The sequence below is a fragment of the Streptomyces sp. NPDC044044 genome (genome assembly GCF_056434405.1).
Map to the genome: position 1 here is coordinate 506875 of NZ_JBWKFG010000003.1, position 24605 is coordinate 531479.

At 70.2% G+C, this 24605-nt stretch carries 20 protein-coding genes; 10 read left to right on the plus strand and 10 right to left on the minus strand.

Going from position 1 to position 24605, the window contains the following annotated elements; all coding sequences use genetic code 11:
* Window positions 1-133: 133 nt before the first annotated feature.
* The 8 genes from AC07AG_RS13225 (at window position 134) to AC07AG_RS13260 (ending at window position 9795) form a co-directional block, all read left to right on the plus strand.
* Complete coding sequence (locus AC07AG_RS13225; RefSeq protein WP_478754690.1) at window positions 134-1342, plus strand: DUF4190 domain-containing protein; 1209 nt, start codon at window positions 134-136, stop codon at window positions 1340-1342.
* A gap of 118 nt (window positions 1343-1460) precedes the next feature.
* A complete protein-coding gene (locus AC07AG_RS13230) occupies window positions 1461-2726 on the plus strand; it encodes an alpha/beta hydrolase fold domain-containing protein (protein ID WP_478754692.1) in 1266 nt (421 codons plus the stop codon).
* Between the two features lie 174 nt (window positions 2727-2900).
* Window positions 2901-3653, plus strand: coding sequence for a GntR family transcriptional regulator (locus AC07AG_RS13235; RefSeq protein ID WP_478754694.1), 753 nt, complete (start codon window positions 2901-2903; stop codon window positions 3651-3653).
* 178 nt (window positions 3654-3831) lie between these two features.
* Complete coding sequence (locus AC07AG_RS13240; RefSeq protein ID WP_478754696.1) at window positions 3832-5526, plus strand: purine-cytosine permease family protein; 1695 nt, start codon at window positions 3832-3834, stop codon at window positions 5524-5526.
* Window positions 5527-5731: 205 nt separating this feature from the next.
* Window positions 5732-5917 carry an SPOR domain-containing protein gene (locus AC07AG_RS13245; RefSeq protein ID WP_478754698.1) on the plus strand — a complete coding sequence of 62 codons (186 nt, stop codon included), beginning with the start codon at window positions 5732-5734 and terminating at the stop codon, window positions 5915-5917.
* Window positions 5918-5935: 18 nt separating this feature from the next.
* Window positions 5936-6322 (plus strand): (deoxy)nucleoside triphosphate pyrophosphohydrolase, encoded by a 387-nt coding sequence (locus AC07AG_RS13250; protein ID WP_478754700.1) that lies wholly within the window; start codon window positions 5936-5938, stop codon window positions 6320-6322.
* A gap of 175 nt (window positions 6323-6497) precedes the next feature.
* Entirely contained in the window at window positions 6498-6914 is a 417-nt protein-coding gene (locus tag AC07AG_RS13255) for an ATP-binding protein (RefSeq protein WP_478754702.1), read from the plus strand.
* 166 nt (window positions 6915-7080) lie between these two features.
* Window positions 7081-9795 carry a SpoIIE family protein phosphatase gene (locus AC07AG_RS13260; protein ID WP_478754704.1) on the plus strand — a complete coding sequence of 905 codons (2715 nt, stop codon included), beginning with the start codon at window positions 7081-7083 and terminating at the stop codon, window positions 9793-9795.
* A gap of 35 nt (window positions 9796-9830) precedes the next feature.
* Here AC07AG_RS13260 and AC07AG_RS13265 read toward each other — a convergent pair whose 3' ends face one another.
* The 7 genes from AC07AG_RS13265 to AC07AG_RS13295 form a co-directional block, all read right to left on the minus strand.
* Window positions 9831-10544, minus strand: coding sequence for a PspA/IM30 family protein (locus AC07AG_RS13265; protein WP_478754706.1), 714 nt, complete (start codon window positions 10542-10544; stop codon window positions 9831-9833).
* Between the two features lie 114 nt (window positions 10545-10658).
* Window positions 10659-12779, minus strand: a complete 2121-nt coding sequence (locus AC07AG_RS13270) for a TPM domain-containing protein (protein ID WP_478755534.1) — start codon at window positions 12777-12779, stop codon at window positions 10659-10661.
* 99 nt (window positions 12780-12878) lie between these two features.
* Window positions 12879-14306 (minus strand): glucoamylase family protein, encoded by a 1428-nt coding sequence (locus tag AC07AG_RS13275; protein WP_478754708.1) that lies wholly within the window; start codon window positions 14304-14306, stop codon window positions 12879-12881.
* A gap of 201 nt (window positions 14307-14507) precedes the next feature.
* Entirely contained in the window at window positions 14508-15713 is a 1206-nt protein-coding gene (locus AC07AG_RS13280; RefSeq protein WP_478754710.1) for a glycoside hydrolase family 1 protein, read from the minus strand.
* Between the two features lie 54 nt (window positions 15714-15767).
* The gene (locus AC07AG_RS13285; protein WP_478755536.1) at window positions 15768-16619 is read right to left on the minus strand and encodes a carbohydrate ABC transporter permease; all 852 of its coding nucleotides are present in this window, start codon (window positions 16617-16619) and stop codon (window positions 15768-15770) included.
* 50 nt (window positions 16620-16669) lie between these two features.
* Window positions 16670-17674, minus strand: a complete 1005-nt coding sequence (locus AC07AG_RS13290; protein ID WP_478754712.1) for a carbohydrate ABC transporter permease — start codon at window positions 17672-17674, stop codon at window positions 16670-16672.
* 5 nt (window positions 17675-17679) lie between these two features.
* Window positions 17680-18924: a sugar ABC transporter substrate-binding protein gene (locus tag AC07AG_RS13295; protein WP_478754714.1), complete on the minus strand. Its 1245-nt coding sequence runs from the start codon at window positions 18922-18924 to the stop codon at window positions 17680-17682.
* 428 nt (window positions 18925-19352) lie between these two features.
* Here AC07AG_RS13295 and AC07AG_RS13300 point away from each other — a divergent pair, with 428 nt between their 5' ends.
* Window positions 19353-20465, plus strand: a complete 1113-nt coding sequence (locus AC07AG_RS13300) for an acetylxylan esterase (protein ID WP_478754715.1) — start codon at window positions 19353-19355, stop codon at window positions 20463-20465.
* A 24-nt stretch (window positions 20466-20489) separates the two neighbouring features.
* Here the strand turns inward: AC07AG_RS13300 and AC07AG_RS13305 are convergent, their stop codons facing one another.
* Complete coding sequence (locus tag AC07AG_RS13305; RefSeq protein ID WP_478755537.1) at window positions 20490-21578, minus strand: LacI family DNA-binding transcriptional regulator; 1089 nt, start codon at window positions 21576-21578, stop codon at window positions 20490-20492.
* Window positions 21579-21763: 185 nt separating this feature from the next.
* Between AC07AG_RS13305 and AC07AG_RS13310 the strand changes: the two genes are divergently transcribed.
* Window positions 21764-22507, plus strand: a complete 744-nt coding sequence (locus AC07AG_RS13310; RefSeq protein ID WP_478754717.1) for an SMI1/KNR4 family protein — start codon at window positions 21764-21766, stop codon at window positions 22505-22507.
* Window positions 22508-22570: 63 nt separating this feature from the next.
* On the opposite strand, the gene AC07AG_RS13315 is transcribed toward AC07AG_RS13310, so the two are convergent.
* Window positions 22571-23251 (minus strand): phosphotransferase, encoded by a 681-nt coding sequence (locus tag AC07AG_RS13315; protein ID WP_478754719.1) that lies wholly within the window; start codon window positions 23249-23251, stop codon window positions 22571-22573.
* A gap of 114 nt (window positions 23252-23365) precedes the next feature.
* Window positions 23366-24565 (minus strand): alpha/beta hydrolase, encoded by a 1200-nt coding sequence (locus AC07AG_RS13320; protein ID WP_478754721.1) that lies wholly within the window; start codon window positions 24563-24565, stop codon window positions 23366-23368.
* Window positions 24566-24605 lie beyond the last annotated feature (40 nt).

Here is a 24605-nt window from a genome sequence, read left to right on the forward strand (position 1 = left end):
CCGGCTCGCCGCGGGGACGGGAGCGCGTCGCGCGAGATGCCCCCTGTGCCCGTTCCGTCCCCTGCCCGTGCCCGGCATACGATGCGAAGCCCCCCGCATCGACCGACCGCACGAACGCAGGAGCACGGCACCCGTGGACATACCCCCGCCGCCCGACCTCGGTGGCCGCCCTCAGCAGCCGTACGGGCAGGCTCCGTACGGCCCGCCCGCGCAGCCCCCGTACCCGGGCGGGCCCCAGGTTCCGTACCAGCGGTGGCCCGGTGCGTACTCCCCGTACTCCAGCCCTCCGGTCAACGGCTTCGCGATCGCCTCGCTCGTTCTCGGCATCCTGTGCTGCGTGCCCGCCGCCGGTCTGATCCTCGGCCTGGTCGCGCTCTCGCAGATCTCGAAGAAGGGCGAGCGCGGCAAGGGCATGGCGATCGCGGGGAGCATCCTCTCCGCCGTCGGCATCGTGCTCCTGGTGCTCGCCGTCGTCACCGGGGGCGCGCGTGACTTCATGGACGGCTTCAAGGAGGCCGCGCGCGACTCCCGGAACAGTTCCGGGTTCCCCGTCGGCAAGGGGAAGTGCTTCAACGTCCCCGGCAGCGACCTCGAAGGCGCGAAATACGCCTTCGAGATCGACGAGGTGCCCTGCTCCACGCGGCACGACGGCGAGGTCCTCGCCCAGTTCCGGGTGGATCACGAGACCTTCCCGGGCGAGGCCGCGCTCACCTCGCTCGCCGCGCGGAGGTGCGTCGACCTCGACGCCTCCTACGTACTCGACTCCTGGGCCGACCTCGGGGACGCCGAGCTCACCTACTTCATGCCCGACCGGGACACCTGGAGCCAGGGGGACCGGCACATCACCTGCCTCTACGGCGTCACGGAGCCCGAGCGCACCCTGAAGGGCTCCATGCGCCGCGACGCGACGAACCTCGATGCCGACCAGCTCGCCTACCTGAAGGCGGACAAGGCCCTCTACGACGCGTACGGGACCGAGCCGGACACCGAGCGCTTCGAGGACGACCTGCCGGGCCACAAGGAGTGGGCGGGCCGCGTCGAGAAGGGCCTGGCCGAACAGGCGCGGCTGCTGCGCGCGCACGACTGGCCCGCGAAGGCGGACGCCCGCGTCACCGACCTCGTCGACGCGATCGGGCGCAACCGCGAGCAGTGGAAGAAGGCGTCCACGGCCAAGGACGCCGACGCCTTCGACGAGCACTACGTGCGGGCGCAGCGGCACATCAGCGGCAAGCGCGAGGCCGCTGCCCGCAAAACCCTTGGCCTGGCCACCACTTCACCGCGCGACGCGACCCCCGGCGGCGCGACCCCCGGCGACGCGCCCCCCGGTGGTGCGGCCGTGTGACGGGGCCTGTGCGGCCGTGTGACGGAGGGGTGACGCGGCGGTGCGGCGAGTGGGTCCGGTTGACGCCAAGCCACTCACCCTAAGGGCTTTTTGTCCGCTTCTGTGATAGTTCTTCGGCGTGACGACCGTCATGACGCCGACCGTCGCGGCCCAGCGCACCGTGGGGCCCGCGGCGTCGGACTCTCCCCGAAGGGGCAGCCGCAACGGCAGGAACGGGCCCAGGGTTTCGTGCGTCGCGCACCTCTCCCGCGGGCTCCTCGTCGTCGTCGCCGTCCTGAACGCCGCCCTTGTCGTGCTCGTCGCCGCCCCGCTGCCCCGCATCCCGCTCCTGGTGCTCGTCGCGGCGGCGGTCACCTCCTGGGGGCTCGTGATCGTGCCGCCCGCGGTCATCGGCCTGGTGGCCGGTGCGGTCGCGGGGCGGCGGCACCCCTGGTGCGCAGGATTCGCCGTGCTGACCGCGTTCGTCGCGCTCGTGTACGGCGTCATGCCGTACGCCGCCGCGTACCGCACCGCCGAGGACCACGGACAACCCCTTTCCCCCACGGCCTACTTCGAGGGCGTGAACTACGCCAAGGCCCCCGACGGCGACCGCACGCGCCGCTACGCCCGCATCGGCGAGCGGCGCGAGAAGCTGGACCTCTGGACCCTGCCGAGGCGGGAGGGGGTGCGTCACCCGGCCGTGGTCTGGGTGCACGGCGGAGGCTGGAACAAGGGGCACCGCGGTCAGAGCCCCGCATGGAACCGCTGGTTCAACGAACGCGGCTGGTCGGTCTTCGACATCGACTACCGGCTCGCGCCCCGCGTGACCCAGCTCGACCAGATCGGCGACGTGAAGTGCGCCGTGGGGTGGGTGCGGCGGCACGCGCGCGCGTACGGCATCGATCCCGACCGGCTTGTCCTCGCGGGGAGTTCGGCGGGCGGCAACCTCGCCCTCGCGGCCGCCTACACGGAGGGTGATGACCGCGTCCCCGCGTCCTGTGCGGTGCGTGACAGCTCGGTCTCCGGGGTGATCTCGCTCTACGGGCCGACCGACATGGGGCGCCTCATCGCCGGGACCGCACTGCGCGGCGATCCCATGATCCCGCGTCTGATGGGCGGTTCGGCGAAGGCGGTGCCCGCCCGCTACCTCCTCGGCTCGCCCGCGAAGCTCGTACGGACCGACGTGCCGCCCACGCTCCTGCTGCACGGCAGCGCGGACCGTGCGGTGCCGGTGGCGCAGGCGCGGGAGCTTGCGCGGCGCCTCCATGCGGCCGGGGCGCCTGCGACGTATGTCGAACTCCCCTGGGCGGACCACTGCTTCGACGTGAACTGGGGTGGCTGGGGGAGTCAGATCGCACGGTCGGCGATCTCCCGGTTCCTCGACATCCGGGGCGCGAGCGTCTGATGGCCGCCTTCTGGACCGTGGCGGAAAAGTGATCGCCATAGCTGCGGAAAGCCCCTGCGTAAAGCCCTGCACACCTAGAAATCATCACTTCGGGTGATTCCTTGGCCTTGGGTTGCGGCCAACAACCGACGGTTGCCAGGCTGTTGCTGTCTGTCAACCTGATGGGAGTGGCCAGTGACTTTCGGTGAACAGCCGGCGTATCTGCGTGTCGCGGGTGATCTCCGCAAGAAGATCGTCGACGGTTCCCTGCCGCCGCACACCCGACTCCCCTCGCAAGCCAGGATCCGCGAGGAGTACGGAGTGTCGGACACGGTCGCCCTGGAGGCACGCAAGGTCCTGATGGCCGAAGGCCTGGTCGAAGGGCGTTCCGGATCCGGCACCTATGTGCGCGAGCGACCGGTGCCCCGCCGCGTGGCGCGCACGGGCTATCGGGCCTCCGGCGGCTCGACGCCCTTCCGGCAGGAGCAGGCGGAGGACGGCGCGCGCGGCACCTGGGAGTCCCGCAGCGAACAGGCCGAGGCGAACAGCACGGTCGCCGAGCGTCTCGGCATCCGCGCGGGCGACCGCGTGATGTGCACCAAGTACGTGTACCGCGACGCGGGCGAGGTGATGATGCTCTCCACCTCCTGGGAACCCCTCGCCGTCACCGGACGCACTCCGGTGATGCTCCCCGAAGAGGGGCCGCTCGGCGGCTGCGGAGTGGTCGAGCGCATGGCGGCCATCGACGTGGTCGTGGACAACGTAGCGGAGGAGGTCGGCGCGCGCCCGGGGCTTGCGGAGGAGCTCATGGCGCTCGGCGGCGTCCCCGGCCATGTGGTGATCGTCGTGCAGCGGACGTACTTCGCGTCGGGCAAGCCGGTCGAGACGGCCGACGTCGTGGTGCCCGCGGACCGGTATCGGATCGCATACCACCTGCCGGTGAAGTGACCGAGCGCTCCGGCGTACGCCCGGAATCCGGACGGGTCCGTCCGCCCGTCGTGATCACGAGTTAACCCGCGCTCCGATTCCGTAACGCCGGGGCAATCGCGCCCTGCAACAACTTGTCATGCACGGCTCCTAATTTCGTCGTCCGTACCCGCAATCCGGTCGGACGACAGGAACCCACATGACGGATACGGCCACCCGCGACACCAGCGCCGCCGCAGGACCGCCGCCCAAGCGCAGCTACGCGAAGATGGCGGCCGACGAGAGCCGCGAGGACTACTCCCTGCGGTACGCGCCGCATTCGTTCCGGCGCTGGTCGCCGACGATGGTGGCGTCGACCGCGCTCGGCGGCATCGCCTACCTCGCGGACTTCGCGATCGGCGCGTCTATCGTCTTCACGTACGGCTTCACGAGCGGACTCGCCTCGATCCTGTGCGCCGCGACGATCATCTTCGTCACCGGCATCCCGATCGCGCGGGCCTGTGCCAAGTACGGCCTGGACATGGACCTGGTGACCCGGGGTGCGGGCTTCGGCTACTTCGGCTCGACGCTGACGTCGCTGATCTACGCCTCGTTCACGTTCATCTTCTTCGCGCTCGAAGGCTCGATCATGGCCCAGGCCATGCACCAGGCCGTCGGACTCCCCGTGGAGATCGGCTACTTGATCACGACGCTCATCGTGATCCCGATCGTCTTCCGCGGCATGGGCGCCCTGGCCAAGGTGCAGGCCTGGACGCAGCCGATCTGGCTCGTCGGCATGGTGCTGCCCTTCGTGGTGCTCGCTTTCGAGGCGCCGGACGCCTTCGGCTCCTTCGGTTCCTTCGGCGGCACCGAAGGCGCCGGAAGCGGCTTCTCCTGGGTCGCCTTCGGGCTCGGCACGGGCGTCGCGCTCTCGCTCATCGCCCAGATCGGTGAGCAGGCGGACTATCTGCGCTTCATGCCCGCCAAGACGGAGCAGAACAAACGGCGTTGGAATCTGGCCGTTCTCGCGGCAGGACCCGGCTGGGTCATCATCGGCGCCGCCAAGCAGCTGGGCGGCGCGCTCCTGGCGTTCGCGGCCCTGGAGGCCGTCGGCAAGACGCACGCCCTGGAGCCGATCGCCCCGCAGATCGAGGCCCTGAAGCCCTGGCTCGGCTCCTTCGCGCTGCCCGCCGCCGCCCTCTTCGTGATCGTCTCCCAGATCAAGATCAACGTGACCAACGCCTACAGCGGCTCGCTGTCCTGGTCGAACTTCTTCTCCCGCATCACGCACAAGCACCCGGGCCGGGTCTGGTACATCTTCCTCAACCTCGCCATCGCGCTGACGCTGATGGAGATGAACATGTTCGCCGCGCTCAACAAGCTGCTCGGCTTCTACTCGAACGTGGGCATCGCGTGGATCGTGGCGGTCGCCGCCGACCTCGTCATCAACAAGAGGATGGGCTGGAGCCCTCCGTACATCGAGTTCAAGAGGGCCTACCTGTACGCGGTGAACCCGGCGGGCTTCGGCTCGATGGTGGTCGCCTCCGTAGTGTCGATCCTGGCCTTCTTCGGCCTCTTCGGGGAGTACGCCGAGGCCTTCTCGACGTTCATCGCGGCCGGACTCGCCGTCGTCCTCTGCCCGTTGATCGCCTGGGCGACGAAGGGCAAGTACTACCTGGCACGCCCCAACCCGGTGAACGGCCCGCACGTGGAGGTCCCCGACGTGACGGCCACGCACGCGTGCAGCGTCTGCGAGACCGCGTACGAGCTCCCGGACATCGCGGACTGCCCGGTCCAGTCGGGCCCGATCTGCTCCCTGTGCTGCTCGTTGGACGCGGAGTGCGGCGACGTCTGCCGTACATCGCCCTCCAGTGTGCCGGTGCTCATGCCGATGCCGACGGTGCGCGCCGACTGAGACCGGCTCGCACCGGCCGCACCTGTTTCACCAGGGGGCGCACCCGCCAAGGTGCGCCCCCTCGGCGATGGCCAATTGCGTACCTCTTTGTGCAAAGTCGTATCCGCTGAGTAAAGGTCGGGCGTAGGCTCGGGCATATGCGGATTGCGGTTTCCTTACCTGTCAAGGCGTTACGCGCGCCGGGGGCGGCGAGCGGAGGGGCGCGATGAATGACGGAACGGTCGTACTTCCCTGGCTCGTGATACGCCAGGACGACAATGGCAACCGCTACAGGGTGGGCAGGTACGCGACGAAGGCCGAGGCCGAGAAGATGGCCGACAGCCTCGACGAGCACGGCAACCAGAAGCTGTACTGGGTGGAGCGGCTGATCCAGAACGGCAGCGCGCGCTGACCGCATAGGCTCCGGCGCATGACGGAACGGATCGTGGTGGGCGCCGCCCTGTACGACGACGGGCGCCTGCTGGCCGCGCGGCGCAGCGCACCCCCCGAGCTCGCGGGCCGCTGGGAGCTGCCCGGCGGGAAGGTCGAGCCCGGCGAGCGCCCCGAGGAAGCCCTGGTGCGGGAGCTGCGCGAAGAGCTGGGCGTCGACGCGGAGCCGGTCGCGAGGGTGCCGGGGGAGTGGCCGCTCAAGCCCGGATACGTCCTGAGGGTGTGGACGGCGAAGCTCCTCTCGGGAGCCCCCGAACCCCTGGAGGACCACGACGCACTGCGATGGCTCTCGCCGGACGAGATCTGGTCGGTGGAGTGGCTGGACGCCGACGTCCCCGCGGTGGCGGCCGCGATCGAGTGCCACTAGGCATCGGTTCCGCCGGGTGGGGGAGCGTGCGAGGCCATGTCTCCCCGCGCTTGAGCCTCACCTACGCCGTTCGTGCCACAGTGCGCCCAGGTAAGCGGTACTTCCGCCGGGATATCGGGTATGTGCCCATTAACCCCATGAAACCGGACAAGGGTCCGCTGTTGCTGGTCTGGAAGTGATCGGCGTGATCGACACCGAAGGCGACTGCGCCGAGTGGGATTTTCCCGCGGACCCGGGCGCCGTGCGCACAGCCCGTGCCGTCGTCCGCAAGCAGCTCGCCGCCTGGGGCCTCGCCTCTCTCGGTGACGTCACCGTCCTCCTCGTGAGCGAGTTGGTGACCAATTCCCTGCGGCACGCCTCGGGCCCCATCGGCGTACGTCTCGTACGCCCTGCCGGACCGTTGGGCACCCTCCTCGTGGAGGTCTCCGATCCGCTTCCCGATCCGCCCCAGGAGCGCGACGCAGCCCCTGATGACGAGGGGGGCAGGGGTATCCAGTTGGTGGCCCGCGCGTCCCGGCGCTGGGGGACACGACAGGGCAGGACGGGGAAGACGGGGAAGACGGTGTGGTTCGAGCTGGTGCTACCTGGTTAGAAGACTGGCAGCGTAGGACGGACACAAGACGGTCACGGGCCAAAAAGAGTTGAGTCCGTGCTGTGATCGTGAACGCCGTGTGGCGTGGCTCCGTAGTGCTGGATACTGCGGGCAGCTGCATCCGGTGACCGGTGCCGGACGTGGTGAGCTGGAGGGGACGGTTCGCGTGAGCGAGATACCAGCGAAGGCGACGGAGCAGGATGGGCCGTCGGGTGACGCTAGGGGCGAAGCTGCGGATGACGTGATGTGGCAGAGCAGTCCACCCGGTTCGATCTATGACTACATCAAGGTGGCGTCGTTCTCGATCGGCCCCGACGGTCTCATCGACCAGTGGAGTCGGCGGGCCGAGCGGCTGTTCGGAGTGCCGGCCGAGGATGCCGTGGGCAGAGACCCGATCGAGGCCTTCGTCGCGCCTGAGCTGCGCAGCAGCGGGCACCGCAAGATGGCGGAGATCCTGGACGGCAGGGAGTGGACCGGGTCCGTTCCCTTTCGGGCGCCCGGACGGCCTGAGGGGCCTGAGGGGCCTGAGAGGTCGTCCGAGGGGTCGTCCGAGAGGGCTGACGGGTCCGGTGGGTCTGACGGGTCCGGTGGGCCCGGTGGGTCCCGTGGGTCCGAAGCGGGGTCCTTCAAGGGCTCCGAAGGCATAGCCGAGGTCTACGTGATGCCGACCGAGACGGAGGACGGTGAGCGGGCCGCCGTCTGCATCGTCGTCGACGTACGGGCGCTCCGGCAGATCGAGACCGACCTCGCCGCTTCGGAGGCGATTTTCGGCCAATCTCCCTTCGGCTTCCTGTTGTTCGGCACGGACCTGAAGGTGCAGCGGGCCAACCGCCGCTTCGCCTCGGTCTTCGGCGGCGGCGTCGACGAGCAGCGCGGACGCACCGTCCACGACTATCTGCCCCGGCACGAGGCCGACCGCATGGCCGCCGCGCTCAAGCGCGTCCTGGAGACCGGCGACTCCGTCACGGACATGCAGATCGTGGGCCCCGCCCCCGGCAGCAGCGACCGCCGCCACTGGTCGATCAACCTCTACCGCGTGCACAGCGGTTCCGGCCGCCCCATAGGCGTCGCGGGCCTCGGCACCGACGTCACCCGGCGGCACGCCGCCGCCCGTGAGGCCGCCCACGCCCGCCGCAACCTCGCCCTGCTCAATGAGGCGGGCGCCCGCATCGGCAACTCCCTGGACCTGGAGACGACCGCACGCGAGCTCCTCGACGTCACCGTCCCCGGCTTCTGCGACCTCGCCTCCGTGGACCTCTATCAGGGGCTCCTCGACGGCGACGAGACGCCTCCGGGCCTCGCCGACGGAAGCGCCGAACTGCGCCGCGTCGCCTTCGCGAGCGCCGTGTCCGACGCGCCCTTCCCGGACGGCGGCCACCCCGTGGACGTGGGCGCCGTGCACCGGTTCGCCTTCACCTCGCCCTGCGCCGACGCCCTGCGCACCGCGCGGCCGCGACTCGTCTCCGGGACCGACGAGGGCTCCGCGAGCAGGCTCACCGGCGGTCTCATCCAGTCGACGCTCGTCGTGCCGATGGTCGCCCACGACACGGTCGTCGGCCTCGCCCAGTTCTCCCGTACGAAGGGAAGCGAACCCTTCGGGGAGCGCGATCGCGCCCTCGCCGTCGAGCTCGCCGCGCGCGCCGCGGTCTGTATCGACAACGCCCGCCTCTACCGCCGTGAACACGAACGCGCGCTCATACTGCAGCGCTCCTTGCTGCCGCCGGGCGACCCCGAGGCGTCCGGCCTCGACATCGCCTGCCGCTATCTTCCGGGCAACGCGGCCACCGAGGTCGGCGGCGACTGGTTCGACGTCATCGAACTGCCGGGCCATCGCACCGCCCTGGTCGTCGGCGACGTCATGGGCCGCGGCCTGCGCGCCGCCGTCGCCATGGGGGAACTGCGCACCGCCGTACGCACCTTGGCGCTCCTGGACCTGGAGCCCGCCGAGGTCCTCTCCGCGCTCGACGAGATCGCCCGCGGCCTCGGCGACCCCTCGGGCACCCAGCAGGCCACGAGAGCGGCCCGTCAGACGCGTTCCGCGAACGGGACGGACCTCTCGGAGGTCTACCTCGCCACGTGCGTCTACGCGGTCTACGACGCCGTCACGCGCCGCTGCACGTTCGCCAACGCCGGCCATCTGCCGCCCGTGCTCGTCGAGCCCGACGAATCACCGCTCATGCTCGACGTGCCGCCCGGCATGCCACTGGGAGTCGGCGGCGAGCCCTTCGAGGAGGTCGAGGTCGAGCTGCCCGAGGGCGCACTCCTCGCGCTCTACACCGACGGGCTCGTCGAATCCCGGGACCATCCGCTCGACGAGGGCCTGAACGCCTTCGTACGTGCCCTGGACGACCCCGCACCCGCCCTCGAGGACGTCTGCGACCACGTCCTGAACACCCTCGACACCCACCACGGAGAGGACGACATCGCGCTGCTCATGGCGCGCATCCAGGGGCTGCCCGCCGACGCCGTGGGCGACTGGACGCTGCCGCGCGACCCGAAGTCGGTGGGCCGGGCGCGGGAACTGGCCTGCGAGCAGCTGCGCACCTGGGACCTGGAGCCGCTCTGCGACACGACCGAACTGCTGGTCAGCGAGCTGGTCACGAACGCACTGCGGTACGGAGAGGGCGACATCCGGCTGCGGCTGCTGCTCGACCGCACCCTGGTGTGCGAGGTGTGGGACGCGGGCCTCGTCCAGCCGCGCCGCCGCCGGGCGCGTGACACGGACGAGGGCGGTCGCGGGCTGCAGCTGGTGGGTCTGCTGAGCGCCGCGTGGGGCTCGCGCAGGACGCCGCGCGGCAAGACGGTGTGGTTCGAGATGCCGCTGCCGGACAGCGGGGTGCAGCCGATGGACGCGGCGGAGGCGCTGCTCAGCCTCTTCTGATCAGCCTCTTCTGGCGGCCCGGCTGGTGCGGGCCGCTAGGTGGTGGCCTTCAGGGCGGCGAGGCGGGCCGCGACCTCCGCCTCGTCGCCCATGTTGTCCAGCTGCTCGAACTGCGCGTCCAGGGAGGACGCGGCGAGCTCCTGCTTGCCCAGCGCCCTGGCCTCCTCGCGGCGCACCTTGTCCTCGAAGCGGCTCAACTCGCTGGCAGGGTCGAGCACGTCGATGCTCTGGGCGGCGTCCATCATCTGGTTCTGCGCCTGCGCGGTCTTGGCGCGGGCCACCAGCTGATCGCGCTTCGACTGGAGCTGGATCAGCTTGATCTTCATCTGGTCGAGTCCGGACTTCAGCTTGTCGACGACCTCGGTCTGCGAGGCGATCGTCGGCTCGGCGTCCTTGGCCTCACGCTCGGACTGCAGCTGCCGCTGCAGCGCGACCTTGGCAAGGCCGTCGAACTTGTCGGCCTCCACGGCGCTCCCGCCGGAGCGCAATTCGTCCGCCTTCTTGCTGGCGGCCACCGCCTTGGTGCCCCACTCGTCGGCCGCGTCCCGGTCCTCCTTGTGGTCCAGTTCCAGCATCCGCAGATTGCCGATGGTGGTCGCGACCGCCTCCTCGGCCTCCCGGATGTTGTTCGTGTAGTCGCGGATCAGCTGGTCGATCATCTTCTGCGGGTCCTCGGCCTGGTCGAGGAGGGAGTTGATGTTGGCCTTGGCGAGCTGGGCCACGCGTCCGAGAATCGTCTGCTTCGTCATGTCGGGCTCCTTCTATGTGGGGTGGTAGGAGTCGCGGGGAAGCCGCGAGGGCAGTGCGGTGCGGTGCGGTGGAGCGCAGTGCAGTGCAGTGGAGTGCGGTGCGGTGGGCCTGGCTCAGAACCTTCCGCCTCCGCCCATCCGCCCCCGAGTTCTCCCGCCACCGAAGCTCCCGGGGCTGCCTCCGCCGAAACCGCCTCCGCCGAAACCGCCTCCTCCGAAGCCGCCGCCTCCCAAGCCGCCTCCTCCGAAGCCCCCTCCGCCCGTCCCGCGGCCCCTGCCTCCGAGCAGCTCGCCGAGGATGATGCCGCCGAGTACCGCGCCGCCCATGCCGCCGCCGCGCCCGCCGCCGCCTCCGTAGGGGTTGCCGAAGCCGCGTACGTCGCGTTCGGCGAGCTGCTGTGCCTGCCGGGCCTGGGCGTCGGCCTGCTGGGCCTCGGCGAGAGCCGCCGCGGCGTCGGTGTCCTGGGCGGCCTCCGCGCCCGCGAGGTGCCGCTGTGCCTCGGCGAGGCGGGTCCTCGCCTCGCTGCCGACCGCGCCCCGGTGCGTGTCGATGAAGTCCGCCGCCGTTCCCACGGCGCTGCGCGCGGTGAGCAGGGCCTGGCCGAGGAGGGTGGCGGCGCGCTGACGGGTGACCTCGCGTTCGCGGGCGCCCGCCAGGGACTCGTCGAGGACCGTGTCGGCCTCCTCGACCCGGCGCAGGGCGTCGATCGGGTCGTGCGGGCCCGCCGCCATCTTCTTGCGGACCTCGGCGACCACCGTCTGCGCGCGAGCGATACGGCCGTGCAGATCGGCCGTGGAGGCTCCCGCCGTGGTGCCTTCGAGGAGGCCGCGCGCCTCGGCGAGGTCGGTCTCCGTCTCGGTGAGCGCGTCGGGCAGCTTCTCCGCGGCCAGCGCGAGCTCGTCGCCGAGGCGGTCGACGGCGTCCACGAAGGTGCCCGCCTGGTCGACCGCCCCTTCGGCGGCGCGCAGATGGACGGCCGCCTTGCCGTTGTCGCCCGCGTCGATGGACTGCCGGGCTTCGTTGAGGTGCGTCGTGGCGAAGACGAGGCGGTCCTTGGCCTGCTCCACGTGGCCCACCACCGGCGCGGACGCGGACGGCGCGTACTGCTCCCGCATCGCGGCCAGGGTGCTCTCCGCGGCGGTGGTACGCACGGTGACCTGCCGGAACACCGTTTCGGCGTGCTCCAGGGCCCCGGCCGCGTCGCGTTCGAGTGCCCGCAACTGGTCGAAGCCCGCGGCCTCCGCGTCGAGGCGCCGGCCCGCCTCGGTGCAGCGCGAGACGATCTCGTCGAGCAGGATGCGCCTGGTCGCGTCGTCCTCCGGATAGGCGTCGTCCAGCTGCTGGCGCACCTTGAACGCCGCCGTCAGCTCGGCGCGTGCGTAGGTGAGCGCGTCCGTGAACGGCCGCACCGCCTCGTCACCGAACTGGGCGGTGGCGAAGCCCAGTTCCTCGGCGCTGGTGCGGATCGCGTCGTCGGTCTCCACCAGGAGCTGCTTGCTCTGCTTGTCGAGCTCCGGGAGCGGGGTCGGCTGTTCGGCCGCCGCGCCCTTGCCCCAGCCACCGCCTCCGGGCGTCGTACGCGTGTGGGTGCGCCGTTTGCGGCGGCTGTACGCGACCGCGGCGAGGGCGCCCGCGCCGCCGACCACCGCGATGGGCAGGACCAGATCGCCGGTGGCCACCTCGTCACCGCTGTCACCGCCGCCCGGATCGGCGTTCCCCGGGGTGATCGCCGGGGTGGGGACGGGCCTGCCGGAGAGGACCGCGCTGTAGCCGTTCGCGGCGCCGATGGCCGCGCCCGCCCAGTCGTTCTGCCGCAGTGCGGGCTTGATCGCGGTGGTCGCGACGTCCTGGAGCTGGGCCTCGGTGAGCCGGGAATCGACGTCTACGGAGTAGGCGTACTGGCGGTCGTGCGTCGCTACGGCCAGCAGCACGTCGTCCAGGCCGAGACCATTGCGCTCGGCGGTGGAGTCCGCCCAGTCCTGTGAGCCGCGGCCGGAGAAGTCACGTACGTAGACGACGAAGAGCTGCAGGCCGCGGTCGTCGTAGAGCGCGTCGAGCGCCCGTGCGGTGGCGTCCTTGCGGTCGCCGAGCGCGCCCACCTTGTCGGTGATCTGGCCGTCGCGGGAGAGCGTGACCGGGTCGTCGGCCGGGGCGGCGAAGGCTGCGGGGGCGGCCAGGAGCAGCAGGCACCACGTGAGCAGTGCGGCGGCTGCCGCTGTCGCCCGCACGGCCAGGTGCGGGGGCGGCGTCACATTTGGGAGCGTATGGCCGTCTTTGAGGGTGCGCGACCGGGGGCCACCGGCTGCTGTCTCCGGCGCCCCCGGCCGCGGCGCTCAGATGCTGAACCGCTCCTTGGCGAGCAGCGGCCGCACGCGCGTACGGAAGCCGCCCGACCGGAACGGCGCCTGCAGCAGTCCGGGCCTGAGCTCCTGCGCCAGCGCGGCCGCGATCATGCCCTGGTCGAGCGCGAGCACGAAGTCGCTGACCCGTCCGGTCCGCACGTTCACGGAATCCCGGAATCCGTAGTCCTCGTCGTACGCCCCGAAGTCGCGGGCGAGTGCCTTCAGGTTGCCGATGGCCTCCCCGCGCGCGTGGGGGAGTGCGAGGAAGGAGGCGTGCGGGGTGACGACGCCGAGGGAGTTGTAGCCCTCGGTCTGCATGCCGATCGCGTCGACGCCGTACTCCCGGTACCCGCCCTCGGGGATGTTCGCCGGTGAGAACCCCCAGTAGCCGTACTTCTCCTCGTCGAGGCCGTGCTCGATCTGGCTGCGGACGTAGCGTGCATGCGTGGTCCCCCAGGAGCGCGGCGACCACTCGCTCTCCGGCACGAAGAGCGGCACCATCAGCGCCTCGAACATCGAGCCTCCCCAGGTGGGGACGAGCTTGCGTCCGCGGTACGTGTAGTGACCCTGCCACACCCGGACGCCGTTCAGGGTGACGTACGAACCGCCGGGGGCCTGCTCCTGCTCCTGGCCGGGGAGCATGGTGCGCAGCAGGTGCCAGTAGTGGTCGCCCGGAAGGGAGCCGTCCGCCATGCCGAGGTAACTGGCCATGCGGGGCTCGGTGTTGAGGGCGCCGTAGTGGTGCGGGGTCGGCTCATCGGTGTCGGTCCAGAAGCCGCCGCGCAGCTGGCCGGGGTGGCCGACGGGGTCCGCCGCGTCGTAGGGCGTGTAGAAGTACGACCAGTCGGCGGTGGCCAGGAGCTCCGCGATGCGGGGGCGCAGGGCGGGATCCGCGTCGGCGGCGATGCGAAGGCCGGTGACCAGCCAGGCGTTGTCGACGGACGACAGGAACGGGCGGACCGGGTCGCCGGTGCCGGGCCAGCTCGTCAGCACCGAACCGTCGTGCGCGTCGTACCAGTTGAGCCAGAACCCGTGATGGCGCTCCAGCTTCTCGACGGCGGAGACGGTGCGGGACAGACGGGTGTGCAGGGCGCTGTCGCCGAGGAGACCGAGACCGTGCGCGGCGACCGTGGACCACAGGCCGCAGCCGATGTTGGTGGGCGAGGTCTGGCGCGAGGGGACGGGCGTTCCGGAGCCGCTGACGTCGATCTTGTCGGCGGTGAGGCCGATGTCGGTCGTCATCGCCTCGATCGAGTGATGCGTCGAGCGGAACCACTTCCGCAGCAGCGGTGTATCAGAAGTATGAGAACGCGATGCGGCGGATGCCGACGGGGAAGCGAAGGCCGGTGCGGATGCGGCGCCCAGCGACAGGGCGGCGGCTCCGGTCCCGGCTGCGCCGAGGAACGTACGACGGTCCATGAAGGTCCAACTCCCAGTGACAGGTGTGGAAGGGGAGATCCGTGGCGTGCGGGCGTTGCGGGTCTTGCGGGTGTTGCGGGCCGTTCGGGCCTTGCGGGTCGTGCAGGGCGTGCTGTTCACGCGTGCGTGCGGTACGCGGATGTACGGGGGCAGGCCGCGGTCAGGTGCGGCCGGCCCCCGGATCTGGTGGGGCGCGGTGAACTATCCCTCGATGCGCGGCAGTTCACGCGTGCGCCCGAGCCCGCCCAGCCAGACGGCGGAGGGCTTGGCGGTGCGGGCGAAGGTCTCGCGGTCCCAGGCGATCAGGCCGAAGGTGGGCTTGTAGGAGCCCCACTCGTAGTTGTCCAGGGCGCTCCAGGCCAGGTAGCCCTCGATGTTGAGGCCGTCCTCCAGGCAGGCGGCGACCGCGTTCAGCGCACCCTTGTAGTAGTCGACGCGGCGCGCGTCGTCGGCGGTGGCTATGCCGTTCTCGGTGACGATCATCGGTACGTCCCCGTTGCCGAGCACCTCGGCGGTGTGGCGCAGGGCGTGGCCCACGGCGGCCGGGTAGTACTCCCACTGGGTGAGCGTGCGCTCGACGTCGTCGGGCCACGGGATCGGGCCATCGGTGCCGATCTCCGTGCGGGTGTAGGACTGGACGCCGATCCAGTCGTCGCCGCGCGCGGCCTCGATGAAGATGTCCTCGCGGGGGTGGCGGTAGGCGGCGGCGACGTCCTCGGCGCCGGGCAGGGCCTGGTAGACCTGGTTGGCGATGGTCCAGCCGGCCTGGATCTGCGGGTTGATCGCCTTGATTTCCTTGACGGCGGCCCGGTGCGCGGCGATCACCGCGTGAGTGGTCTCCTCGTCGGGCGTCGGCAGCCCGGCGGGCGGGAAGCCGATGTCGCCCGCCTTGGCCTGACCCGCCATCACGGCGATCATGTTGGGCTCATTGATGGTGCACACATGGCGCACGTCCTCGCCGATGACGGGCGCGCAGGCGGCGACGTACCGCGCGAAGAGCTCGACGGCACCCTCGGCGGTCCAGCCGCCCCGCGCCTCGAACCACTGCGGCACGGTGAAGTGGTGCAGCGTGACCATCGGGCGCAGCCCGCGCACGATCGCGCCTTCCACCATCCGCCGGTAGTGAGCGAGCTCGGCCCGCGAGAACTGGCCCTCGGCGGGCTCGATGCGCGCCCACTCGATGCTGAACCGGTAGTCGGTGAAGCCGAGTTCGGACAGGACGTCCATGTCGTCACGCCAGCGGTGATAGCTGTCGCAGGCGTCCAGGCTCGGCTCCTGGATGTGCGTGCCGCTGCTGTGTTCCTTCACCCACCAGTCGCTGTTGGTGTTGTTGCCCTCGATCTGATGGGCGGCGGTGGAGGCCCCCCAGAGAAAGCCTTCGGGGAACGGGATCGGGGTGTGCGTCATCGTCAGATGTCTTTCTGGTGGAGAGAGGGCGCGGACCGTCGTGGCGCGGGCGGGCTACTTCATGCCCGCGGTGGCGATGCCCTGGGTGAAATGCCGCTGCAGCACGGCGAAGACGATCAGGACCGGCAGCACGATCAGGAACGAACCGGCCATCAGCATGCCGTTGGAGCCACCCGACTTGTTGGGGTCGGTGGCGAACGTGGCCAGGGCTACCGGGAGGGTGTATTTGTCGGGGTCGTTGGTCGCGATCAGCGGCCAGACGAAGTTGTTCCAGGAACCGAGGAAGGTGAAGATCGAAAGCGTCGCGAGAGCGGGCTTGACCAGCGGCATCACAATGCGCCAGAAGATGTACCACTCACCCGCGCCGTCCATCCGGGCCGCCTCGAGCAGCTCGTCCGGGATCGACTGCATGAACTGCCGCATCAGGAAGACCCCGAAGGCGCCGGCGGCGAACGGCAGCACCAGCGCGGCATACGAGTCGATCAGCTGAAGCCTGCTCATCAGCACGAAGAGCGGCAGCAGCATCAGATTGCCGGGCACCATCAGAGCGCCGAGCACCAGGCCGAAGATCTTGTTCTTGCCCGCGAAGTTCAGCTTGGCCAGGGCGTAGCCCAGCATCGAGCAGAAGACGAGATTCGAGACGGTGACGAGCACCGCCACGATCACCGAATTCATGAAGTAGAGCGGCAGGTCGAGCTTGTCGAGCAGCGCGCTGAAGTTGTCCAGGGTCCACTCGGTGGGAATCCACACGGGCGGACTGGCCGTGAGCTCGCTCGACGTCTTGAAGGCCGAGAGCGCCATCCACAGGAAGGGCGCGGACATCACGAGCAGCCCGACGGCGAGCAGCACATACACGAGCCGCTTCTTCACCCCGGCCGACTGCCTGGCCTTCGGCTCCCGCTTCATCTGCTTCGTCTGCTTCTTCTGCGGTGTCTTCTCCGCCAGGCCCGAGGCGCTCATTTCGTGTTGTCCTTCAGCAGTCGGAGCTGGAGCACGGTAATGCCCATGATCACCACGAAGAGGACATACGCCATGGCGCTCGCATAGCCCATGTGGAAGAAGTTGAAGCCCTCGCGGTACATGTCGAGGGAGACGGTGAGAGTGGAGTCCGACGGCCCGCCCTGGGTCATCACGAAGGGCTCCTCGAAGACGTTGAGATAGCCGATCGTGGTGATCACCGTGGCGTAGAGCAGCGTGGGCCGCAGCAGTGGAACGGTGATGGCGCGGAATTCCTGCCACATTCCCGCCCCGTCGAGCTTCGCTGCCTCCCGCACCTCGGTGGGGATGGCCTGCAGACCGGCGATGAAGAGCACCATGACGGTTCCGAGATTCCGCCACACGGCCATCGCGATGAGCGACGGCATGGCGAGCTTCTCGTCGCCCAGGAAGTCCGGTGCGGTGAGCCCCACTTCCGAGAACAGACCGGCGATCAGGCCGTCACTCGGATCCAGGACGAAGCGCCAGACGACGGCGACCGCGACGATGGAGGTGACCACGGGAGCGTAGAAACCGACCCGGAAGAAGGTCCGTGCCCGGTCGATGCCGTTGTTCAGCAGGACGGCGACGACGAGACCCAGAAGGATGGTGAGAGGAACACCGATCACCACGAAGTAGGCGGTGTTGAACAGTGCCTTGAGGAACTTCTCGTCGCTGAACAGCTTGGTGTAGTTCTCGAACCCGATGAAGTTCGCTTCCAGCGGGTGCGTGACATTGCGCAGTCCGAAGTCGGTGAAGCTCATCAGGAGCGTGGCGACGATCGGGAACGCCATGAAGACGGTGAACAGTACGAGGAAGGGGGTCGAGAACAGCCAGCCGGCGAAGTTCTGCACGCCCATGGAGCCCCGCTTGGGACTCCCCTTGGAGCCCTGTCCGCGCCCCCGGCCCGAATCCGCCGAACCGGTGGCGGCCCGCACCCCGGCCGCCCGTGCGACCTTCTCAGTCTTGGTGCTCGTGGTGCTCATGGCTCCTACTTCACAAGGCTCTCGATCTCGGACTTGGCCTTCTTGGCGGCGTCCTCGGGGGAGGCCTTGCCCTGGGTCACCGACTCGACGGCCGCGTCGACCTTGGAGGTCACCTCGGTCCAGTTGGCGAGTGTCGGCGAGGACTTGGCGGTCTCCATCTGCTTCTTGAACACCTGCAGGCTGGGACTGTCGGCGAGCTCGCCGGTCTTCCAGGCCTCGGTGTTGGCGGGCAGATCACTGGTCCGCTCGAACCAGTCGGTCTGGCCCTTGGCGTCCGTCAGGTACTTGATGAACTCCTTGGCCGCGGCCTTGTGGGAGCTGTCCTTGGAGACCACCAGGCTGGAGCCGCCCGCCATGGAGGCGGAGGTCTTGTCCGCGGGGACGGGGGCGACGGCCCACTTGCCCTTGAGGTCCGGGTACTGGTCCTTGATCAGGGTGCTGATCCAGGGGCCGGAGAAGAACATCGGCACGTCACCGGTGTTGAAGTCCTTCAGCGGGTCGTAGCCGGGCTGCGAGCTCTTCATGCTCAGGCCCTGCTTGACGTAGTCGCCGTACTCCTTGAAGGCCTTGACCGCGGCCGGGCTGTCGATGACGGGAGTGCCGTCCTTGTCGACGATCTCGCCGCCGGCGGAGTACAGGAACGGGTAGAAGGACTGCACGGTGTCGAGGCCGCGGGGCTGCATGTAGATGCCCCACTTGCTGTCGGCCTTGTCCTGCAGGGCCGACGCCATGGTCCGCAGGCCCTTCCAGTCGGCGGGCGCCTTGGTGATGCCGGCCTTCTTGGCGAGGTCGGTGCGGTAGTAGAGGACGCGGGTGTCGACGTACCACGGCACGCCGTAGGCCTCGCCCTCGACTTCGCCCTGCTGCCAGCCCGCCGGGAAGAAGTCCTTCTCGTCGAAGGTCTTGGTGTCCACCGGTTCAAGGACGCCGAGCTCGGCGAACTCGCCCATGTAACTGCCGCCCATCTGCGCGACGTCGGGCATCTTCCCGGCGGCGGCAGCGGCGACGAGCTTCTGGTGGGCGACGTCCCAGCCGACCGGGGTGACCTTGACGGTGATGTTCGGGTTCGCCTTCTTGTACTCCTTGGCGACATCCACGAGCTTCTCGCCCTCGGCACCCATGGCCCAGACGGTGAGGGTCTGCTTCTTGTCGGCGGCGACTTCGCCTCCGGCGGAGCTTCCGCACGCGGTGACGGCGAAGGCCGTCGCCAGCGCGGTGGCTACCGATGCGGTTCTGGCGGCGCGGTGCATGGACGGCTCCTCCTTGAGCTTCCCTGACAGTCCGGCATCCCTGGAAGGGGCAGATGCAGGATGTATGCGCTGTCTGTAAGCGCATACATCACTCTGTGGCAGCGTCCTTGGATGTCGCAAGGGGGGTCCTGGTCACACTCCCGTAACGGGTCCGCCATCTGGAGTCGTCCGCCGGGGCGCCCAAATGGAGCGTACTGCTCCGCTTCTGGCTCCGGCGGGGGAGCGGTGGGCTGCGAGTACCGCTTGGCGGGGGGCGGTGGGCCGGGAGTACCGCTCGGCGGGAAAGCGGTGGGCCGGGAGTGTGTCTTGGCGGCGGGGGAGGGGAGGCGGGCCGGGAGTGCCTCTTCGCGGGGTGGCTACCCCGGAGCGGCGGCAGCCGCCCCGGAGCAGCGGCATCCGCCCCGCGGCCCCGCGGTTAAGGTCCCCGCATGCCACCCTTCTCCCACGGCTTCTCCCACGGCTTCCCCTTCGACCCCGCCTATGGGTGCACCCTCGGTGACCTCCTTGCCGTCCCCGCACCTCCTGCCCCCGCCGACTTCGACGCGTTCTGGCAGGACCGTTACGCGGCCGCACGGCAGGTAGTCACGGACCCCGTGGTCGGCCCCCTGGAGGAAGAGCGCGACGGGGTGCGGATCCACGGTGTGACGTACACGTCAGTAGGCGGCGCACGCCTCGGCGGCTGGCTGGCCCTGCCCGCCGATCCACACACCACCGACAGTCCCGCTGCCCCCGCCCCCGCCCCCGCGGAACACGGCTTCGTCATCGCGCACGGCTACGGCGGTCGTCACGAGCCGGGCCCCGACATCCCGCTCCCCCTGCCCCGCTCGGCAGCGATCCTCCCCTGCGTGCGAGGCATGGGCGCCCGCAGCGCGAGCCCCGCCTGCGATACCGGCCCCGCGAGCCCCACCAGCGATACCAGCCCCGCCAGCCATACCGGCCCCGCAACCCCCACCATCCCCGCGGACGCCGACACCCACGTCCTGCACGGCATCGGATCCCGCGACACCTACGTCATCGGCGAGTGTGCAGCCGACCTGTGGTGCGCCGCATCCGCCCTCCTCGAACTGGTCCCGGAGCTGGCCGCGCCACAGCCCCGCCTCGGCTACCTCGGCGAAAGCTTCGGTGGCGGCCTCGGCGCCCTCGCCCTCCCCTGGGACGACCGCTTCGCCGCGGCCCAGCTGACCGTCCCCACCTTCGGAAACCACCCGCTGCGCCTCACGCTCCCCTGTGCGGGCAGCGGCGAGTCGGTCCGTACCCACCACCGGGTCCACCCCGAAGTAGCCGACGTCCTGCGCTACTTCGATGCCGCGACGGCAGCGACCCGCCTCCGTATCCCGACCCTGGTCGCACCCGCGCTCTTCGACCCCTCGGTGCCGCCTCCCGGTCAGTTCGCCGTGCACAACGCGCTGCCGCCCGCCGCCCGCGAACTCCACGTACTGCAGGCAGGACACTTCGAGTACGAGGGCAAGGCGGCCGAGGCCCGACGCCTGGCCGACGCCACATCCCGCTTCTTCGCGGCTCAGTTGGAGACAGAGGGGTAGCGGCAGAGGGATAGCGGCAGAGAGCTAGCGCTCTCCGCAGCCGCAGCTGGCCCGCCGAGCCACCGTCACCGGCAGCATCAACGACACCGGCTCACCAGCACGCTCCCCGCCCAGCCTCCGCACCAGCAACTCGACCGCCTCCTCGCCGAGTTGACGCATCGGCTGCCGCACGGTGGTCAGCGCGGGCCGCACCAGGCGGCTCAGCGGAATGCCGTCGAACCCGGTGACCACCACGTCCTCCGGCACCCGCACCCCGCGCCGCTCAAGGGCATGCAGCGCGCCCACGGCCATCTGGTCATTGGCGAAGATCATGGCCTCCGGCACCGTGCCGCCGCCCGGGGTTCCGCCCTCCCCTTCTGACCGGTCCAGCAGTGCGTCCGTGGCGCGCTCGCCCTCGGCCTGCGTCATCATCTCCGTGCGCAGGTCGGGCTCTTCGCGTACGGGGAGGCCCGCCGCCCGGCACGCTTCCTGATAGCCGCGGAACCGCGCTTCTGCGTCCGGCGACGACTTCGCGCCGCCGATGAAGACGAGCCGCCGCAGCCCGTGGTCCTCGATGAGGTGCCGGGTCAGTTCGCGCTGGCCGTCGGCGTTGGCGACCTCGATGTGGTCGAGGTGGTCGAGCTCGTCGTTCTCACGGGGGCCCGCGAGCATCACGATAGGCAGGCGTCGCGAGATGATGTCGAGATCCTCGGTCGGCACGGTCCTCGCGAGGACGGCGAACCCGTCGACCCGCCCGGCGACCTTCGCCACCTGGCTCTCCGGACCGCCCTTGAGGGAGGCGGCGATCAGGAGCGCGTACCCGTGCCGCCGTGCGGCCCGTTCCATGCCCCGGATGATCTGGTCGGAGTAGAGCATGAAGGCGTGGTCGTCGTCGGCGTCGGCCGCTGCTGCCTCGATCTCCGTGTCCGGGTCCGAGTAGTCGGGGAAGCAGAGCCCGAGCACGCCCGTCGATCGGCTTGCGAGCCCGCGCGCGTTTCCACTCGGTACGTACCCGAGCTCGCGCGCCGCGGCGAGGACCCGCTCCCGGGTCGTCTCACGGACGGAGTCCGGGTTGCGATAGACCCGGGACACCGTCGCGATGGAGACGCCCGACCGCTCGGCGACGTCGTACACCGTGGGGGTTGTGCTCACCCGACCGCCTGCTCGTTTCTCGTTCTGGAACCGGCCTGAACCGGATTGAAAGCGCATTCACAGTAGGCGCGTACGGTGACCCTGGGCAAGGCCGGGTCTGCTTCCGGCGTCGGCCGTGACGGGGAGGAGCGCAGGTGGACGGGGTCTGGGCGGGAGTAAGGGAGCGCGTGCTCGCCCTCCGAGAAGCACCGCGGTGGCGGTCGGTGTTCGGCGCGGATTTCGGTACGTACGGTCACGGCTTCGAGCTGAGCCCGGTACTGACCGAGGGGCAGGTGCTGGCGGCGGAGCGGCGGCTCGGCTTCGGTTTCCCGGAGGAGTACCGGAGCTTCCTCCTCGAGGTCGGCGCGGGCGGGGCAGGCCCGGACTACGGCCTGTTCCCGATCAAGTCGGTCGAGCCGATGGCATCTGTCGAGCCGATGGCGTCTGCTGAGTCGATGGCATCTGCCGAGCGGGCCGCGTCCGCCGAGCCACCGTTCCGTCCTGAACGTACTCAGGAACTGGACGCGCACGAGTCCGCGGAACCGCTACGCGCCGCCTACGCCGACACCGCGGAGGCCGAGGCGCGGTTCCTGCGCGACTACCGCGCCTGGGACGCACGGCACGACGCACTTCTCGACGCCCTCACCGAGGGAACCCTCTGCGTGGGCGAGCAAGGCTGCGCGTACTACACGCTGCTCGTCGTCACGGGCCCCGAGCGCGGCACCATGTGGGAGGACGTCCGGGCGGTGGGCGAGGGAGTGCTCCCGATCCGGCGTGCAGGCGAGCAGCCCGGAGGACGGGAAGGTGGTTCTCGCGTCACGTTCGCCCAGTGGTACCTGAACTGGCTGACTCACGCGGAACGCAAGGCAGCGGCCCCACCCCCGACCAGCAGCGACCCCACCCCTCCCTGGACCAGCCGACCAGCCAACTGACTGACCACCCCCGCCCTCAGCTGGCTCAACCGGCCCAGCCCGTCAACCAGCCCAGCCCCTCAACTACCCCAACTCGACAACCAGTTGCGCCGCCGCCTCCAGCCACCGCAGCTCCTCCGCCCCCAGCGTCGGATTCGCGGCCCGGCGTGCGCGGGCCTCCGCCAGGTGGTCGGCGGCGGTGGCCCCGACATCGACCGCCGCGTCCGTCAGGAGCGTGGCCAGAGCGGCGCGTGACCCCGCCGCCTCTGGTCTGCCGCTCACCGCGACCTCCGCGAGGATCAGCGCCGACATCGCCCAGTCGAGGCCGGGCGGGCCCTCCTCCGTGGTGGCCCAGTCGATCACCACGGGGCCCTCAGCCGTCAGGATCACGTTCTCCGGGTGGAGGTCCAGGTGCAGGACGCGGTCCGTGGGCGAGGTGGACGAGCGGGCCGGAAGAGCGTGCAGCGTGTGCAGTAGCCGGGCGAGGATCACTGCCGCGTCCTCCGGGGTGACAGCGCCCCGCATCGCGGCCTCCGCCATGGTCGGCCCGGTCAGCCGCCCCATGACCAGGTCCGTACGCGGAGCCCCGGGCTCGGCCGGGCGGATCTGCGGTACGGGATAGCCCTGCTCCGACAGATACGTCATGACGTCGGCCTCGTCCGTCGCGTCGGTCCCGTCCCGGTACCGACGCAGAACCCAGGTGTCGTCCAGCGCGAAGACATCCGCGGTGCGTCCTGAGCCGAGCAGCTGATCAGTCATCCCCATGCCGGGAGCGTAAGCCGCCGCCCTCGCGCGCGCAGGGGCTACGCGCAGGGGCCATCGGTACGCGTGGGGCTCATCGGCCGCGGGGGATCCGGCATCCGATGCGGCGAGAGAGCCTCATCCCGCGAACTCCACCTCCGGATACTTCCCCGAAGGGCCGTCCAGCAGGTGGTCGTTCTGACCCCGCAGCCAGCGGTCGAAGAACGACTTCGCGTAGGCCCGCTCCGCCGCCACCGCGCGGTCCGGGTCGACCGTGCCTATGTGCTCCTCGATGACCTTCCGGTCCACCCCGGCCTGCGGGAGCAGCGCGGCCAGGTCCGTGTACGTCTGGTGCACCGAGCCGCGCAGGGTCAGATTCCGCTTCCAGCCGGTCGTGTGGGACCAGAACTCTCGCCACGACGGCTCTGTGGTGCGGTCGTTGCCCTGCCTGCCCATCAGGAGGAACGGGCGTGTCAGGCCATGCTGGGCCACGGGCGTCAGGTTCGTGCCCTTCGGCTCGGGGTTGTTCTCCAGGGTGCCGTCCATGTTCAGGCCTGCCTTGACCCGGCTGTCCTCGTACATCGTCTCGGCGGCCGCGATCCCGCCCGCCGACTGGCCGAACATGCCCACCCGCTTCTGGTCCACGACCTTGGACAGTCCGTTCGGCAGCGAGCCGAGGCGGTCAAGGACGAACTTCGAGTCGGCCACCCGGACGTCCAGGACCTTCTTGAGCAGCTCCGGCACCCTGTCGTTCTGCTGTGCCTCCTCGAAGGCCTTGAGGAGTGGGGCGTCGTCCTTCACCGAGCCGTCGGGGAACTGCACCCCTGGCGCCTCATAGGTGTGGTCGATCGTCACCACCACATAGCCGTGGCTCGCCAGCTCCTCCACCGCCGAAGTACCCCACGTGCGCGGGTCGTTGGCGCCCGACGCGTACAGCAGGACCGGCCGTCGGCCGCCGCTCGTGTCGGCCGGGGCTCCCTCCCGCGCGTGCGTCCGTATGGCGGCGAAGTCGATCGCGTCCTTGGGGATGCCGTGGGGTGCCATCGCGTTCCAGCGCGCTGCCGCGCCCGGCGCCATGTACGGAGCGAGGCGGTGTCCCGTGCCGCCCGGCCTTCCCGCCGCCGGATACCAGACGCTGATCATCAGCTCTCGGTACGGCACGGACCTCACCCACGGGTCGAGCCGTGACGTGTCGACGATGCGCGTCGACACCGTGCCGATCCGGTGCGGTCCCGTGGGCCCGGGGAGCTTCGCCTCGATGCCCATGGGCCGCGCCTGCGCGGGAGCCGGGGCAGTCAGAAGCGTCGCCGCCAGACCGGCCGCGGCAAGTCCCAGCACCGAGCGCCGAGTTAAAGCCGAGCGGGGCGCCGGGCGAGCC

What these genes read in the sequence shown, in the direction of transcription:
- AC07AG_RS13240 (WP_478754696.1), top strand. Translation starts at nt 3,832, where the DNA reads ATGACGGATACGGCCACCCGCGACACCAGCGCCGCCGCAGGACCGCCG.
- AC07AG_RS13245 (WP_478754698.1), top strand. Translation starts at nt 5,732, where the DNA reads ATGAATGACGGAACGGTCGTACTTCCCTGGCTCGTGATACGCCAGGAC.
- AC07AG_RS13250 (WP_478754700.1), top strand. Translation starts at nt 5,936, where the DNA reads ATGACGGAACGGATCGTGGTGGGCGCCGCCCTGTACGACGACGGGCGC.
- AC07AG_RS13265 (WP_478754706.1), bottom strand. Translation starts at nt 10,544, where the DNA reads ATGACGAAGCAGACGATTCTCGGACGCGTGGCCCAGCTCGCCAAGGCC.
- AC07AG_RS13275 (WP_478754708.1), bottom strand. Translation starts at nt 14,306, where the DNA reads ATGGACCGTCGTACGTTCCTCGGCGCAGCCGGGACCGGAGCCGCCGCC.
- AC07AG_RS13280 (WP_478754710.1), bottom strand. Translation starts at nt 15,713, where the DNA reads ATGACGCACACCCCGATCCCGTTCCCCGAAGGCTTTCTCTGGGGGGCC.
- AC07AG_RS13285 (WP_478755536.1), bottom strand. Translation starts at nt 16,619, where the DNA reads ATGAAGCGGGAGCCGAAGGCCAGGCAGTCGGCCGGGGTGAAGAAGCGG.
- AC07AG_RS13290 (WP_478754712.1), bottom strand. Translation starts at nt 17,674, where the DNA reads ATGAGCACCACGAGCACCAAGACTGAGAAGGTCGCACGGGCGGCCGGG.
- AC07AG_RS13295 (WP_478754714.1), bottom strand. Translation starts at nt 18,924, where the DNA reads ATGCACCGCGCCGCCAGAACCGCATCGGTAGCCACCGCGCTGGCGACG.
- AC07AG_RS13300 (WP_478754715.1), top strand. Translation starts at nt 19,353, where the DNA reads ATGCCACCCTTCTCCCACGGCTTCTCCCACGGCTTCCCCTTCGACCCC.
- AC07AG_RS13315 (WP_478754719.1), bottom strand. Translation starts at nt 23,251, where the DNA reads ATGGGGATGACTGATCAGCTGCTCGGCTCAGGACGCACCGCGGATGTC.